Below are 14735 nucleotides of genomic sequence, written 5' to 3'. Positions count from 1 at the left end.
AATGCCAATACAGGACGCCTGCCCGCCAATGCAAGTGCGCACTGTGCCATAAACAAGGCGATTTGCCGATCACACTACACAAATATGGGTAAGAGAAATTGAGCCGAGCGATCTGTTCGGGCGAGTGTCACACGGCGATGCCTTGTGCAGCTCCCGCCATGTCGCCTTCCTTTTCATCCACGAGGCGCTGCGCGATCGCCTCGGCCGCGGCAGAGGTGCCGGCGTCCGAAAAGAAGTTGCCGCGTACCTGATATTTCGCGGCAATCAGCCTGAAGAAGGCATCCTCCAGCGTCTTCTCGGCGGGATACGGGTTGCCCCAGAAGGCGTCGAGCGAAGCGGGATAACTGAGGCCGGGCGTATCGAACACCGCCGCGCCCAGCGTCTTGACCGGCTTGTGCCGCTTGAAGGCGCCGAGCACGGCGGTCGAATTGACGGTGACAAGGCCCGTCGCGCTGTCGATCAACCGGTCGAGGTTGCCGCCGTCGATGACGTGCACGCGCCCGCCGATTCCATGGCGCTGCGCCTCCTTCTCTACACAAGCCCGCCAATCGATAAGACCATTGTCGAGCGGATGCAGCTTGACCAGGAGCTGGCCGTCGTTCGCCGCATGAGCCGCAAAGGAAGCCAGGACGAGGGTGATCGCTTCCTGCTGGCTGGCGAACGGGGAATGGGCACGCAACTGATAGTCTGTCTGCAACTGAAGCGGGTATATGAAGAAGGGCTGGCCGCTTGCGAGCAACCGGTCGCAGGTCTCCTGCGCGTCCCGCTCGGTCCTTTTCTTACGCAGGAGCCGGAGGATCCATCCGGCATATTCGGCAAGCGGATGGAAAAGCCCATGCCGGCGATAGTGGGGATAGAGGAACCAGAGGAAGACGTTCGGCAGATTGTAGAGAAGGTCGCAGCAAGCCTCCACCGTAAAGCTCTGGCGATAGCGGACCGTCCAATCCGGCTCGGGCAGGCCTTCCGCCTCGGCGAGGATGCGCTGCGGCTCGCGGGGGAAATGGGAATTGGACGACATGCCGTCGCGCTCGAGCGTTACCCAGTCGGGCCGCAGATACCCCAGCTCTATGACGTAGACATCGATACCGAGCGCCTTGGCGGCCGCGACGGCCGTCTTGTGATAGGGGCGCTCCTCGCCGAGCAGCAGGAGGTCGGTGACGCCGTTGCGGATCATGAAGTCGCGCACGAATTGCGGCCAGCGCTCCGGCCGGCCGCGATAGTTGGTGCCGCCGCGCCGGCGCCAGAAGATCCAGTCGCCGACATTGAGGTTGATATGCAGACAGGTATGCCCCCGCGCCTCCAACGCTGCGGCGCATTTGGAAAAGAGCGGGGACGACGGCCCTTGCAGGAAGAGGAAGGTGCGCATTTTTTTAAGGAGCCCCCGGCTTAACTGTCTCCAGCGTCATGGCACTCTCCGCCGCTGCACGTCGGCATGCGTGAAAAGCGTGCCGAGCAGGTTCCACGGCGCCTCTTCCTTGTCGACCGGCACATCCACCCGCCCTTCCCCCGCCCGGGCCAGCGGCACCAGGGCGTAGTCCGTGCGCGGATCGGGGAACGGATCGGCAAGGGTTTTCAGCAGGGGCGCATGGTCGCCGTAGAAAGCCAGCCAGACGGGGCGGTCGAGGCTATCGAGGTAGGAAACCAGGTGCCCGAGCGCCTCGTCCGTCTTGCGCAGCAGTTCGGTGTAGATCTCGACGGGATCCGTCAGCTCGCCGCATCGGCCCGGCAGCCACGGCCCGTGATTGCCCATGGATGCGACGAAGACAAGCGCCGACTGCTCCTTGCCGATGCCCTCGATGATGTCGACGACCATTTTCGTCAGCTTCCCGTCCGAGACATAGGGGCCATCAACCGAAGGATCGTGCGCGAAACCGTCCAGCATGGTCATGTTGTCGAAACCGAGGAGCGGCATGGCCTTGTCGCGGAAGAAGAAGGTCCGCTCGTAGGGATGGACGAAATGCGTGAGCCAGCCCGCCCGCTTGAGCCGCATGGGCCAGGCGATATCCGAATAGTGCGCCGCCCGCAGATAGGGATAGCTCGCATCGACATGCGCGTCGTCCGGCTGGAGACCGCTCAGCACGGCGAATTCCGTGCGAAGCGTGTAACCGCCCTCGAAAACGCTCGTCATGCGCCCGGCCTGTACCGCGCGCTCGCGCAGGCGGTCGATATTGGGAAGGTCGAGATGGGGCATGCCGAAATGACGCAGGTCGTAGAAGGATTCCGATTGCCAGACGACGACGAGCGGCGCGCTCTCGCTGTCTGCCGCGTCATCGGCGTGGACGATCTCATGAAAGGCATGCTGCAGGGTCGCCATGAGTTCGGCGACGATCTGGTCCCGGCGCGTGCCGACCCAGATGAGGAAATGATAGGCGACGGATGTGTAGGTGCCGAAACGGACTGTGTTGACGAAAACGTCAAGGGTCTGGAGAAGGCTTTCGCTGATGCTGCGCAGTTGCACGTTGATCGGCTTGACGAAGAGCAGCACATACGGACCGAACGCGACGCACAGGCCGACAAAGATCCAGAATAGCCGGTTGCGATCCGGCAGGATGCTCGGTTCGAAATAGTAGAAGAGCGCCGACGCTCCGAAGACGTAGCCACAGGAAGCAATCCAGAAGACCACGTTGAGCTTCGTCGCGTAGAATATCTCCTTGTGCTTGAAGACGTCAGCGACGAGGGCGATGTCCGAAAAAACCAGCGGCTCGCGGATAAAGATGAACTTGGCGCGCGAGATGGCCGTGAAGATGACGAAGAAGCTCAGCGTGCCCTGCGCAGCATAGATCGGGCGCCAGGAAATCGCGAAGAAACCGGCGAAGACGAGTGCGATGATCGGCAGGCGCGCGAGCGTTTCGATGATTGCGCGCAGCGGGGAGCGTTCGATGCGGTGCCTGGCGGCGACGGCGCGGGGAAGCGCGAGAGGATCCGTCAGATAGACGACGGTACAGGCCCAGGCATAACAGGCGGCCGTCAACTGCCAGGGATTGCCAAACCAATTCATTGCTCGGTGCTCATGCGCTTCGTGATTGTCCCCAGGCAGGCGCACATGGAAAACGGCCAATGGAACCCTATGCATCCGGTTCTGGCAATTTATGCGCCGGCAGGCAACCCCCGCACAAGGAGTTTGCCCGGCTTCGGAGGCGGACTACCGCAGTGGTCGAGGCATCACTCGCAGGGCCGGATGCCTCGCGGACGGTAAGGTCGCGAGGAAGACCATGCCCTCAAATCCGGCTAGTTGCCGAGATCGCTGATATTGTTGGCAACCGCCGCGCCCTGGACGATCGGCGATACGGTGGTGCTGATGAGCGTGGAGAATTTCCGGATCTCGGCGAGCGAGGAATTGGCGATATAGATGAGATCGCCGTTGCTGACCTTGAAGCCCTTCAGGATGAAGAAGCCGCTCGGGTCCTTCAGATCGACCTGATAGATGACGTTGACCGTTCCATCGGCGTGCATTGCCCGCGCCGAGGGAGCGATGCCGCGTACCCTCTCGACCGGCTCGCGGCGGTAGACGAATATGCCCTTCGCATTGGCACGGTCGTCGTTGAGACCGCCCACCTTGGCGAGCGCCTGGTTGAGGTAGAGCTGGGATTCGTCGAACTGCACGGATGCGTTGGCCATCGTCGCGCCGAAAACGGTGAAGCTGCGCGGCTGGCGGATGAGCGTGATGATGTCGTTCGACTGCACGTAGATGTTTTCGCGCGGATCCGAGATGAGCTGCTCCATCGGAATCGTTTCCGATCTGGAGCCGCGAGTGATCTGCACGGCAAGCTGATGGGATTCCATGCGGGGACCGCCGGCGGTCGCGATGACGTCCATCAGACGGTTGTCGCCGGGCAACAGGGGAATGAGCCCGCTCCTGGCCACTTCGCCGGTCACAGTGACCGTGTTGGAATTGTTCGTAATGACGTTGACGAGGACCTGCGGTTCGACCGCCATGCCGCTCAACGCCTTTTCGATGTCCGCTTTGACTTCCTGCGGCGAGCGACCGACGACACGCACGACGCCGGCATAGGGAACGACGATCGTTCCGTTTTCCGAAACGGGCTGCGGAGGAATCTGCGCAGCGCCCGTATTACTTTCACCGGAAGAAAACAGACCGGTTTGCGAGGCTTCCCAAATGACGACGGATACGACGTCCCCGACACCGATGCGCGACGAGCTTTGCTTGCGCGCGGAACCGAAGGCGACGGAAAGCGGGCGCTCCTGATCCCGTGACAGCATGTCGGCAACGGCCTGGGTCACATTGACCAGCACATAGGGCGTTTCAGCAGCCTTGGCACCAGATTCGATGGCGCCGGCACTCGGACCGGAACTCGGAATGACGGTACAGGCCGATACCGTCAGAAGCGCGGCCAGCGAGGCGGGAACAAGCAAAAATCGACTAGACGATCGCATCCACTTTCAACTTTCAATCATGCCCGCTGCGTCGCCTCGCGGATTGCGAGGCATGGTTACAGCAGCCGAAGAGGTTGATCAACATTCAATCGATGTCGATCCCCTCCGTTTCCGTCCATTTTGAAACAAGTGAATTAAAAACCTTACCAAAGAGAAAAGTCACTTGCCGCCACCGGCCATTCGAGAACGGACGGATGACCGGCATTACCCGCAAACGGACAGATTCCTCAAGTGGATTTGGGACACAGTCGACAAATTATTCGATGTCCAGATCGGCGCAGAGCGGCAGATGATCGGAGGCGCGGCGGGCGAGCGGCGTGTCGTGCACGAAGGCATTGCGGACGGAAATCCCGTCGCCGACGAAGATGTGGTCGATGCGCAGGAGCGGCAATCGCGAGGGAAAGGTGGCCTTGATTCTGCCGCCCGATTCCACCTGCGCATCCTTCAGGCGTCGTACCAGCAGGCGATAGGACGCCGAGCGGGAGACGGCGTTGAGGTCTCCCGCAAAGATGATGCGGGAATCCTCGGCCATTTCGGCGCCGAGCCAGCCCGGCCCGATCAGCGCCTCGGTCTGACGAACGCGTTCGGCACCGAGCAGGCCGAGATGGGTGACGAATATCTGCAGCCTAATCTTGTCGACCGGCACCTCGACCCAGAGAGCGCCGCGCGGCTCGCCGCGTGACGGCAAGCCCTCGGCCTTGACGAGGCGCGTAGGAAGCGCAGTCAGCAGCGCGTCGCCGTAGCGCTCTTCCTCCAGGTGCAGCGCCGGGTGGAAATGCGAAACCATGCGCAGGTGCTCGGCGATCGTCTGCGCCTGGTCGATGCCGCCGCTGCGGGCGCGCGCCACGTCCACCTCCTGCAACGCGACGATATCCGCCTCGCATTCGGCAATCACCTCCGCGATACGGCCTGGATCGAGCTTTCGGTCGGTGCCGAAGCAGCTATGCACATTGTATGTCATGATCCTGAGCCGGCTGCCCATGCTTTTCCTTCCATTCTTTCCAATGCCTTGGGAACACGAAAAGCCTCGTTTTCGTTCCGGCCCCACACATGAGGAAGAGCCGAGAATGAAACGAACCCATATCCTCCACGCGCTTGTCGCCTGCGCCGTTCTCGTCGCCGGCTGGCTGATCTATCGCACGCTAAGCCAATATTCGTGGGAGGATATCCGCGGGTCGCTCGCCGCCATTCCCAAGGTGAACTTCGCCCTGGCGCTCGCCTTTGCCGCCTGCTCCTATCTTTGCCTGACGCTTTTCGACTTCCTGGCGCTGCGCTATGTCGGAAAGCCGCTTTCCTATCCGCGCGCGGCGCTCGCCTCCTTCACCAGCCTTGCCATCGGCCACAATGTCGGCGTCGCGGCGCTCAGCAGCGGCGCGGTGCGGTATCGCTTCTATTCGCGCTGGGGCCTCGACGCGGAGGAGATCGCAAAACTGATCGTCTTCTGCGGGGTGACGGTGGGTCTCGGGCTGATCACGCTCGCAGGCCTTTGCCTTCTTCTGCTTCCCGGCACCGCGGGAAAGGTCGCGGGGCTTGGAACGGCCGCGTCCGCCGCCCTCGGCATCGCCTGCCTTGCGCTCGGAGCGGCCTATCTGGCGCTTGCCGCCTTCGTGCGCGGCGAACTGAAGGTGCGGTCCTGGCGGTTCGCGCTGCCGGAACTGCGCCTCGCCGCCCTCCAGATCCTCGTCGGGACGGTCAACTTCGCTTTCGTCGCGGCCTGCCTGCATCAACTGCTGAACGGCGATGTCGGCTATATGGAGACCACCGCCGCCTATGTGGTCGGCAACCTGACGGCCCTCGTCAGCCATGTTCCGGGCGGCCTCGGCGTGCTGGAGGCGACGATCGGCTTCCTGCTCGGCGGCGCGGCGTCCATCGGCGCGCTGATCGCCTTCCGCGCCGTCTACTTCTTCATCCCGCTGCCGCTGGGGCTCGTCTTGCTGCTCGCCAGCGAGGCCTTGCTCGGACGGAACGAGGAGGCAGGCCTCAGCAACCGTGCAAGCTGACGACGCAGGAAGGATCGCGCAATGCCCGGCAAGGCCGAAATCGGCCACCAGGGCGCGATCGGATCGACGAGCCCGGTTCCCATGACCGACGCCACGGCGCCCTTGCCGCGCGCGTCCCGGAAGGGTCGCAGGCCTCGGGCATGCGTATTGAAGGCATCGATCGTTTTACCGAGCAGGCCGTCAGCCCGGACGGCCGCGCCGAACGCTTGCGGGTCCGCTTCCAGATGTTCCGCCAGCAGCCTGTCGCGCAGCGCGAGGATGGCCTGGCGCTCGGCATCCGTTCGCGCCTCGATCGCCACGTCGAGTTCCGTGTCGAGCCCCTCGCTGCGCTGATTGAGGTTCGAGGAGCCGACACGCATGAACGCATCGTCCACGATGACCAGCTTGGAATGAATGATGATCTCCTGCTCCGTGCCGTCCGGCTTGGGCACGACGGGATAGAAGGCGCGCATGCGGCCATGCCTGTCGCACTGGCTGAGGCGCCGGACGAACCGGTCGCGGTTGGCGCCCAGCACCAGGCGCTCGATGGTGCCGTGCGAACTCAGCGTCGAGATGACCACCACCTCCGGGCCATCGGGCTCGGCAAGCTTTTCGCAGAGCACGTCGCAGACCTTTTTGGAGGCGAAATACTGGCTTTCTATATAGATGTGCCGGCGGGCGGACTTGAGGGCGGCGATGGTGAGGTCCATCGCCTCGGTCGCGGCTTCATGGCCGCGGATCGCCGGCTCGGTGCGGGCGAAGGCGACATCCACCTTCACCATGTCCACGGCCGTTCCGGCCAGGCGGACATGCGCCAGCCCGTCATCTGCCGCCACGGTCTCGTCGGTGGCGAACAGCCAGCGCCGGCGCGCAATGTCGCCGGCAGCCCGCGCCGCCTCACCTTCCAGCGCCACCTGCATGTCGTGCACCGGCTCGTAGCGCGCGCCCGAGGGCAGGATGCGGCGGGGATCGTCGACCCGGTGATCGGTCGTGTCCCAGCGCTTGGCGGTAAGATCGATGCCGCCGGCGAAGGCGACGCTATCGTCCACCACGACCAACTTCTGGTGATGCGAGCCGCGGAGCGGATGGCGGCTGTCGAAGGCAAGCACGATGCGCGGGTGGGAGGACCAGCGCCGCTTGCGGAACATCTTCAGCGACTTGCCGGAATAGACCGGCCCCATCGCCCAGATGAGCACGCGGATGGTGAGCTCCGGCCGCTCCTCCACAAGCTTCAAAAGATAGGCGCCGAGCGTCGGCGAGCCCGGTTCTTCGGGCCGGATGGGAATATCCGGATTGAAGTCCCAGCCGATGATCCACACGCTCTTGCGCGCCTGCTCCAGCACGCCCTCGAGCGCCTGGAAATAGGCTTGGCCGTCGACGAGCACGCGCAGCCGGTCGGCCCTCGCCACGCGCCAGGCATTGCGGCCGGGCCGGACGATGGGGGAAAAAGTGTCGCTATCAATGCCGTGCAACGGGAACGTTTCGTTTCGCACTCTTTTACCGCCTTGTCTGGTGAAGTCGCTCATCCAGCGCGGGAATTCGCGGAAACGGTTTTGGTTCCCGATCGGCGCGAAGCCCCGGAACGATTGCCGCTGCGATCACTGCGTCGGGGTGGCCAGCGCATCGATGCTCACGGCCTCCGGCTGCCGACCCTCCGAAAACAGCGCCATGCTCAAGATCGAGCCGAAAATGACGATGAAGGTCGCGAGGAGCGACATTCCTATGAGGTTCGATCTGGCGCGCATGCAGGCGATCCTCAGAACGGGACGGGCGAGAAGGAAAGACGCTTGCGGCCGCTAAGCGGCTGGTCCGCCCGCGCATGCCGGCGGGCTGCGTCCTCGATGATCTTGCAAGCCGCATCCGGCGCGAAGCCGTCGGCAATCGCCTGATCGGCCAGATCGCGCACGGCGCCCTGGATGGCCTGACAGCGTTCGCGCAATGTGTACGCGGCCGGCGACCGCCCCTTCGGCGATGATATATGTGCGTTCATTGCGATCCTCGAACAAAAGGACGCCCCGCTCACAGGCGGGGCGCCGGGAACATCAGTGCGCGGGAGAAACGGCGATCAGCGAGGATTGGTTCCCAGCCCGAGCCGCCGCCGGCCCGCGAGGTCATTCCTTGTGCCGGTCTTCGAGCCGGCCGACTTCAGCAGCGGTCGATATAACGCCTGCCGTAGCGGTCGCGGTAGTAGCACTGGCCCGGCTGTTCGGCGACATTGCCGATCAGCGCCCCGGCCACGCCGCCGACCGCCGCGCCAACGGCAGCGCCGCGCACATTGCCCGTCGCAACGCCGCCCACGACCGCGCCCGTCGCTGCGCCCACGCCGGCGCCCCGTTCGGTTGCCGTGCAAGCCGCCAGGGACAGACCCATGCAGGCGATAAGGATGATCTTCTTCATGATAGCCTCCCGGTTTTGACCGAGTCGTAACTATCCTGCCGGGGATAAGTTCCATGCAGCAACCATCACGAGGACATCGGTGCCGATGGAGAGCGCCACATTCACCGGCAGATCGGACGCGGTCTTCGGGAACCCGGCGGGGCAAGCGCGTACCGCGTAGGCATTCATTAACCATGTTTGGGTAGGGATTGGATCTATTCCGCCGATGTATGGCGGCGTTCGCTAAGCATTGGTCGATCAATGATGAAGCAACTGCTTCCGGGTTCCCGTCGTCTCGGGCTGTTCACGGCTCTGGCCTCCCTCGCCCTGACCATGCCCTCCCTCGCCCAGTCCGTATGGACGGGCAGCGCGGACAACGAATTCAGCAACGGGGCGAACTGGAACCCCGCCTTGCCGGAAGCCGGCGACGCCGCGGTTGTGGACACCGGTTCCCCGCAGGTGACGAACGACATCACGATCGGCACGCTGGGCGTCGACGGCGGCAATGTCACGATCGGCAATACGGGCGCGCTGACCGTGACGAACGGCAGCACGATCCAATCGGGCAGCATCGGCATCAATGCCGGCGGCGTGCTGAATTCAGACGTCGATCTCGACGGCGGCAACCTGTTCGTCGACGGCACGCTCAATGGCAAGCTGACGCTCGACAGCGGAAACGTCACGGTGAACGGCACGCTCGGCAGCGCCGCGGTCGGCACGGCGACATCGCTGTCCAACAATGGCACGGTCGGCGACGTCGCCGTCTCCGCAGGCGGCACGTTCGTCAACAACAGCGGGGCTGCCGCCGGCACGCTCACCAATGCCGGCACCGCCAACAATACCGGCACGCTCGATGCCCTGACCAATACGGCGGGCAACTTCACCAACAATACCGGCGGCACGATCACCGGAAAGACGACGGTTTCGGGCGGCACCGTGACGAACAACTTCGTCATCACCGATGCCGATGTCGCGGCCGCGGCGGCCTTCGTCAACAACAACGGCGCGACGGCCGGCGCGGTCCGCAATTCCGGCACCGTCTCCAATGCCGGCACGATCGGCTCGCTTCAGAACGATGCCGGCACCTTCACCAACAATTTCGGCGGCGAGGTGACCGGCGAAACGACGGTTGCCGGCGGCAGCGTCACCAACAATGCGAGCCTTGCCGACGTCGATGTCGGTGCGGCCGGCACCTTCACCAACACTAGCGGCGCCACCGCCGGTGCGATCACCAATGCCGGCAATGCCTCGAATGCCGGTTCGCTCGCCTCGCTGACCAATACGGCAGGAAGCTTCACCAACAATGCCGGCGGCACGATCACCGGGAAAACGACAGTTTCCGGCGGGACCGTGACGAACAACTTCGTCATCACCGACGCGGACGTCGCCGCGGCGGCGGCCTTCGTCAACAACAGCGGCGCGACGGCCGGCACGATCCGGAATGCCGGGACCGTCTCGAATGCGGGGACGATCGCCGCCCTCGAGAACGATGCCGGAACCTTCACGAACAATGGTGGCGGCACGGTCGCCGGCACGACGACGATCCGCGGCGGCACCGTCGTCAACAATGCGGCACTGGCCGACGTCGATGTCGGCGCGCAAGGGACCTTCACCAACAATGGCGGGGCAACGGCAGGCTCCGTCACCAATGCCGGCGATGCCGCCAGTGACGGGACGATCGCCGCGCTGGTCAACACCGGCGGCACCTTCTCCAACACCGGCACGATCGGCGGGACGGCAACCGTCACGGGCGGCACGTTCACCAACCAGGGGACGGTCGCGGGCGTGATCGACATCTTCGACGGCGGCCTCCTGACCGGCAGCGGCGTTGCCGGCGGGCTGACCGTCAATGCGGGCGGCGTGCTTTCGCCCGGGCCGGGCATCCAGACGCTGGCCGTCAACGGGGACGTGACATTCCGGTCCGGATCGATTTACGAGGTCGAGATCGGTGCTCCTGGGCTTTCCGACCGGGTGAACGCATCCGGTGCGCTCGTCATCGACGGCGGCACGCTGGAACTTCGCGCCGCAAGCGGCAGCTACGGCCTGACCAACGACTACACGATCCTGACCGCCGGCAGCATCACCGGCACCTTCGACAGCATTGCGAGCGACTTCGCCTTCCTGTCGCCGACGCTGACCTATGGCGCGACGAGTATCGATCTGGCGCTCGACCGCAACGATGTGCGGTTCTCCGACATCGCGGAAACCGCGAACGGCCGCGCGACCGCAGCCGCCGTCGAATCCCTCGGGGCGACGAATCCGCTCTTCCTGGCCGTTCTGCCGCTCGACGCGCAAAGCGCCGCCGGCGCGTTCCCGCAGCTAAGCGGCGAGGTCCACGCCTCCCTGAAGAGCGAATTGCTTTGGGAGAGCCGTTTCCCGCGCGAGGCGATCCTCGACCGGATGACCACGTCCGGCGAGCGGCGTTCCGCACAGGGCGAAGCGCTGACGTTCTGGACGTCCGGCTTCCTTGCCGCAAACCGCTTCTCGGACGACGGCAATGCCAAGGGCATCGAGAGCCGCGTTGCCGGCGGCGTGTTCGGGGCGGATGCCGTCGTTTCCGACCAATGGCGCCTCGGCGGCCTGGTCGGCTACAGCCATCTATCCCTGCAACCGCAGGCGGACGCGGATTCCTACCATGTCGGGCTCTACGCTTCCGGCAACGTCGGGCCGCTCGATATAACCGGTGGCGCGCTCTACAGCCGGAACGACGCATCGGTCCGGCGCGACGTCGCCTTCGGCACCTTCGCCGATCGGCTGACGGGAGACTATGCCAGCGCCACCATGCAGGTTTTCGGGGATGTTTCCTGGACGTTCGATATGGACGACGTCACGCTCCAGCCCTTCGCCAACCTTGCCTATGTCAATCTCCGTACGGACGACTTCAGCGAAGGCGGCGGTGCTGCGGCATTGTCGGCGGCCGGCAGTTCGGACGATGTGGCGATATCGACCGTGGGTCTGCGCTGGTCGGCGGACCTGCCGACGGACGGCCTGCCCGTCACCCTCTCGGGCATGCTGGGCTGGCGGCACGCCGCCGGCGACCTGACGCCATCCTCCCGCTTCGCCTTCGCGGGCGGCACACCCTTCCTCATCGAAGGGGTGGCGATGCCGCGCGACGCGGTGGTGGTAAAGGCCGGCGTCTCCGCCAAGCTCTCCAAATCCACCCGCCTTACGCTGACCTATTCGGGCGAATTCGCCGAAGGCCTGCGGTCGAACGCTGCACAGGCGAACCTGCTGGTGAAGTTCTAGGCGCGGGCAAATCTATCCCTGCCCCCACCTAGGACGCGCTGCACTACGCAAATTTTTTCGAATGAAAGGGTGGCTACCGCCGTCTCCAACGTGCAGATACGCACGATAGACGACATATTTTTTCAGGTAGATCATGGCATTTCCCACCATCAAGCTTCCCACCCGTCCTCTCACCTTGAAGCGCGGGGTTATCTCCACGCCGCTCGCCTACTACTTCTCCACGCCGATCCTCCTGGCGATCGCCGTCTTCATGGTGGTGGCCGAGGGACCGGGGATCCTGCGCGACTACAAGATCAGCCAGAATCCGCTCGTCATCGAGAACGGCGACATCAACGGCAGCTGCAAGACGCGCAAGGCCGTCTTCACGACCTGCGAGGTCGATCTCGCCTATGAGCACGGCGGCCAACGCTATGAGAAGGACGTCGAGATCATGTTCGTCGACTTCCACTCCGGCGACTATGAGACGGGCCTCGTGATTTCCGCCGACAAGCCGGACCTCGCCACGATCAGCCTCGGCCTCGACATGCTGTGGAACCGGATCGTCACGCTGGCCGTCTTCGCCGTTCTGCTCGGCGGCGGGTCGCTGGTGATGATCTTCCTTGCCCTGCGCATCCTGCGTGTGCGCGGGCAGTTAAAACATCCGGCTGTCCTCACGCCGGTCCCGGTCGAAATCACCGCGGTCGACAACAAGCGCAACCGCCTGGCGATCACCTATGCCGACCGGGTGAGCGAGCGGAAGACCAAGCGCGTCGCCTTTACCCGGTTCGAGGCCGGGCAGGAACCGATCATCGTCGGCGATGCCGGCAGCAACGCTGTTGCGCTGGCGGTCTGGCATGGCGACACCTCCCTGCCGGTTCTTCTCGACGATCGCCTGGAGCGCATCGAGATGACCGAGCAGGAACGCGCCGAAGCCCTCGCCCCGATCCTGGCAGCCGCATCCTCTGCCGGCGGCCAGCCGATGGCAGCACCGCTCACGGCCCCGGCAAAGAAGGGTCTTTCGTTCGCACGGCGGCTCGGCCTGTTCTTCCTTGTCCTCGCGCTCATCGTCGGCGGCTTTTTCGGCTACTGGCTCTGGTACGTGACCAGCGCGCCCTCGCAGTACAATTCGCCGGGAATGGACATCAACAACATGATGCCGGAGGCCCTCAACCGCTGGGGCTGCGACCAGTTGCAGAAGCGCTTCGGCGATGGCCTGGCCCCCTTCGGCTGCACGGCCGCCGACTATCAGAGCTGGAAGTAGCAAACACCGGCTACAGCTTTGCCTTCGTCGACCGCGGCGTCGACAGGAGAAGGCTCGTCTCGCTCCCGGTGATGCCGGGAACGAGGCGGATCTTGCGCAGCACCGCGTCGAACTCGGTGAGACTCGAGGCGCTGAGCTCAACCAGCAGGTCCCATCGGCCGTTCGTCGTATGGATCTGCGAAATCTCCGCAAAGCCGCCCAGCGTCCGGATGACGCGATCGGTCACATGACCCTCGATCTCGATCATCATCACCCCGCGAACCACATCCTCCAGGGCATCGGCGCGCAGCATCACCGTATAGCCGAGGATGGTGCCGTCCTCCTCCATCCGCTCGATGCGCGCCCGCACGGTCGCCCGTGACGCGCCGGCTTCGATCGCAAGGTCCGAAACGCTGCGGCGTCCGTTGCCGCGCAGCAGCGTCACGATCTTCTGGTCCAGTTCGTCCATGCCAATTTGGCTCCCACGCTTGCCAATATGATCAATATGCTATTCCGACATGCCAAAATTCAATATTCATTCTGCCATCCGGCGCTTCTAGAGTCGGGGAAAACAAACGGGAGTACATCATGGAGTGCACGCTGATCGGAGCGCCCCTGCAAATCGGTGCGGGACAACTCGGCTGCGAGATGGGCCCAAGCGCCCTGCGCATCGCCGGCCTTCACACGGCGCTGGAGGAACTGGGCCACACGGTGAAGGATACCGGCAACCTCGTTCCCCGCGCCTTCGAGGAGATGCCGCATCCGAACGCGGCGGTGCACCATCTCGGCGAGACGGTCGCCTGGGTGGAGGCGCTGTCTGCTGCCGCCTACGAGCACAGCAAGGCCGGCATGCCGATCTTCCTCGGCGGCGACCACGCCATATCGGCGGGCACCGTTCCGGGTCTCGCACGGCGCGCCGCCGAACTCGGCCGGCCGCTCTTCGTGCTCTGGCTGGATGCACACACCGACTTCCACAGCCTTGAATCGACCGTCAGCGGCAACCTGCACGGCACGCCCGTCTCCTACTATACCGGCCAGACCGGCTTCGACGGCTACTTCCCCGCGCTCGCCCATGCCGTGCCGACGGAAAACGTCTGCATGATCGGCATTCGCAGCGTCGATCCCGCCGAGCAGGCCGCGATCCGCAAAACCGGCATTACCGTGCACGACATGCGCGTGATCGACGAGCATGGCGTCGCCGTCCTCGTGCGCACGTTCCTGGAGCGCGTCAGCGCCGTCAACGGGCTGCTGCATGTGAGCTTCGACGTCGATTTCCTGGAGCCGGATATCGCGCCGGCCGTCGGCACCACGGTGCCGGGCGGGGCGACGTTCCGCGAGGCGCACCTCATCATGGAAATGCTCCATGACAGCGACCTGGTGACGAGCCTCGACATCGTCGAGCTCAACCCGTTCCTCGACGAGCGCGGCAAGACCGCAAAGCTCCTCGTCGATCTTGTTGCCAGCCTGATGGGCAAGCGGGTGATGGATCGCCCGACCCGCGCAGGCTGAGTACGGCTGTT

At 64.2% G+C, this 14735-nt stretch carries 13 protein-coding genes; 4 read left to right on the top strand and 9 right to left on the bottom strand.

Annotated features, from left to right (window positions below; all coding sequences use genetic code 11):
* Window positions 1-127 precede the first annotated feature (127 nt).
* From Q9316_RS03540 to Q9316_RS03525, 4 genes are all read right to left on the bottom strand, one after another.
* Complete coding sequence (locus Q9316_RS03540) at window positions 128-1366, bottom strand: capsule biosynthesis protein (RefSeq protein WP_306033870.1); 1239 nt, start codon at window positions 1364-1366, stop codon at window positions 128-130.
* 36 nt (window positions 1367-1402) lie between these two features.
* Window positions 1403-2998, bottom strand: a complete 1596-nt coding sequence (locus tag Q9316_RS03535) for an LTA synthase family protein (RefSeq protein WP_306033869.1) — start codon at window positions 2996-2998, stop codon at window positions 1403-1405.
* Between the two features lie 230 nt (window positions 2999-3228).
* Window positions 3229-4374 carry a polysaccharide biosynthesis/export family protein gene (locus Q9316_RS03530; RefSeq protein WP_306033868.1) on the bottom strand — a complete coding sequence of 382 codons (1146 nt, stop codon included), beginning with the start codon at window positions 4372-4374 and terminating at the stop codon, window positions 3229-3231.
* 277 nt (window positions 4375-4651) lie between these two features.
* The gene (locus tag Q9316_RS03525; protein ID WP_306033867.1) at window positions 4652-5377 is read right to left on the bottom strand and encodes an endonuclease/exonuclease/phosphatase family protein; all 726 of its coding nucleotides are present in this window, start codon (window positions 5375-5377) and stop codon (window positions 4652-4654) included.
* A gap of 85 nt (window positions 5378-5462) precedes the next feature.
* On the opposite strand from Q9316_RS03525, the gene Q9316_RS03520 reads away from it, so the two are divergent.
* Window positions 5463-6395: a lysylphosphatidylglycerol synthase domain-containing protein gene (locus Q9316_RS03520; RefSeq protein WP_306033866.1), complete on the top strand. Its 933-nt coding sequence runs from the start codon at window positions 5463-5465 to the stop codon at window positions 6393-6395.
* Here Q9316_RS03520 and Q9316_RS03515 read toward each other — a convergent pair.
* The 4 genes from Q9316_RS03515 to Q9316_RS03500 all read right to left on the bottom strand — a co-directional run bounded on the left by Q9316_RS03515 (window position 6293) and on the right by Q9316_RS03500 (window position 8771).
* Window positions 6293-7867 carry a phospholipase D-like domain-containing protein gene (locus tag Q9316_RS03515; RefSeq protein ID WP_306033865.1) on the bottom strand — a complete coding sequence of 525 codons (1575 nt, stop codon included), beginning with the start codon at window positions 7865-7867 and terminating at the stop codon, window positions 6293-6295. The genes Q9316_RS03520 and Q9316_RS03515 overlap by 103 nt on opposite strands.
* Window positions 7868-7972: 105 nt before the next feature.
* The gene (locus Q9316_RS03510; RefSeq protein ID WP_306033864.1) at window positions 7973-8119 is read right to left on the bottom strand and encodes a hypothetical protein; all 147 of its coding nucleotides are present in this window, start codon (window positions 8117-8119) and stop codon (window positions 7973-7975) included.
* 11 nt (window positions 8120-8130) lie between these two features.
* Window positions 8131-8364 (bottom strand): hypothetical protein, encoded by a 234-nt coding sequence (locus tag Q9316_RS03505; RefSeq protein WP_306033863.1) that lies wholly within the window; start codon window positions 8362-8364, stop codon window positions 8131-8133.
* 155 nt (window positions 8365-8519) lie between these two features.
* Window positions 8520-8771: a glycine zipper domain-containing protein gene (locus Q9316_RS03500; RefSeq protein ID WP_306033862.1), complete on the bottom strand. Its 252-nt coding sequence runs from the start codon at window positions 8769-8771 to the stop codon at window positions 8520-8522.
* 240 nt (window positions 8772-9011) lie between these two features.
* Here Q9316_RS03500 and Q9316_RS03495 point away from each other — a divergent pair, with 240 nt between their 5' ends.
* Together Q9316_RS03495 and Q9316_RS03490 are read left to right on the top strand one after the other, a co-directional pair.
* Entirely contained in the window at window positions 9012-11996 is a 2985-nt protein-coding gene (locus Q9316_RS03495; protein WP_306033861.1) for an autotransporter outer membrane beta-barrel domain-containing protein, read from the top strand.
* Between the two features lie 133 nt (window positions 11997-12129).
* A complete protein-coding gene (locus Q9316_RS03490; RefSeq protein ID WP_306033860.1) occupies window positions 12130-13236 on the top strand; it encodes a hypothetical protein in 1107 nt (368 codons plus the stop codon).
* Window positions 13237-13246: 10 nt separating this feature from the next.
* Here the strand turns inward: Q9316_RS03490 and Q9316_RS03485 are convergent, their stop codons facing one another.
* Window positions 13247-13684: an Lrp/AsnC family transcriptional regulator gene (locus Q9316_RS03485; protein WP_306033859.1), complete on the bottom strand. Its 438-nt coding sequence runs from the start codon at window positions 13682-13684 to the stop codon at window positions 13247-13249.
* Between the two features lie 119 nt (window positions 13685-13803).
* Here Q9316_RS03485 and rocF point away from each other — a divergent pair, with 119 nt between their 5' ends.
* On the top strand, window positions 13804-14724 hold the full coding sequence (gene rocF, locus Q9316_RS03480) for an arginase (RefSeq protein WP_306033858.1): 921 nt from the start codon (window positions 13804-13806) through the stop codon (window positions 14722-14724).
* Window positions 14725-14735: the final 11 nt, after the last annotated feature.

Origin of the sequence: Shinella zoogloeoides (assembly GCF_030733845.1) — a bacterium.
Taxonomy (GTDB): domain Bacteria; phylum Pseudomonadota; class Alphaproteobacteria; order Rhizobiales; family Rhizobiaceae; genus Shinella; species Shinella zoogloeoides_C.
The sequence above is the reverse complement of the archived record's forward strand: the minus strand, read 5'-3'. Positions and strand labels throughout refer to the sequence as shown.

Excerpts from the sequence above, each read along its gene's own strand:
- Q9316_RS03540 (WP_306033870.1), bottom strand. The coding sequence starts at position 1,366 with ATGCGCACCTTCCTCTTCCTGCAAGGGCCGTCGTCCCCGCTCTTTTCC.
- Q9316_RS03535 (WP_306033869.1), bottom strand. The coding sequence starts at position 2,998 with ATGAATTGGTTTGGCAATCCCTGGCAGTTGACGGCCGCCTGTTATGCC.
- Q9316_RS03525 (WP_306033867.1), bottom strand. The coding sequence starts at position 5,377 with ATGGGCAGCCGGCTCAGGATCATGACATACAATGTGCATAGCTGCTTC.
- Q9316_RS03520 (WP_306033866.1), top strand. The coding sequence starts at position 5,463 with ATGAAACGAACCCATATCCTCCACGCGCTTGTCGCCTGCGCCGTTCTC.
- Q9316_RS03510 (WP_306033864.1), bottom strand. The coding sequence starts at position 8,119 with ATGCGCGCCAGATCGAACCTCATAGGAATGTCGCTCCTCGCGACCTTC.
- Q9316_RS03505 (WP_306033863.1), bottom strand. The coding sequence starts at position 8,364 with ATGAACGCACATATATCATCGCCGAAGGGGCGGTCGCCGGCCGCGTAC.
- Q9316_RS03500 (WP_306033862.1), bottom strand. The coding sequence starts at position 8,771 with ATGAAGAAGATCATCCTTATCGCCTGCATGGGTCTGTCCCTGGCGGCT.
- Q9316_RS03495 (WP_306033861.1), top strand. The coding sequence starts at position 9,012 with ATGATGAAGCAACTGCTTCCGGGTTCCCGTCGTCTCGGGCTGTTCACG.
- Q9316_RS03490 (WP_306033860.1), top strand. The coding sequence starts at position 12,130 with ATGGCATTTCCCACCATCAAGCTTCCCACCCGTCCTCTCACCTTGAAG.
- Q9316_RS03485 (WP_306033859.1), bottom strand. The coding sequence starts at position 13,684 with ATGGACGAACTGGACCAGAAGATCGTGACGCTGCTGCGCGGCAACGGA.
- rocF (WP_306033858.1), top strand. The coding sequence starts at position 13,804 with ATGGAGTGCACGCTGATCGGAGCGCCCCTGCAAATCGGTGCGGGACAA.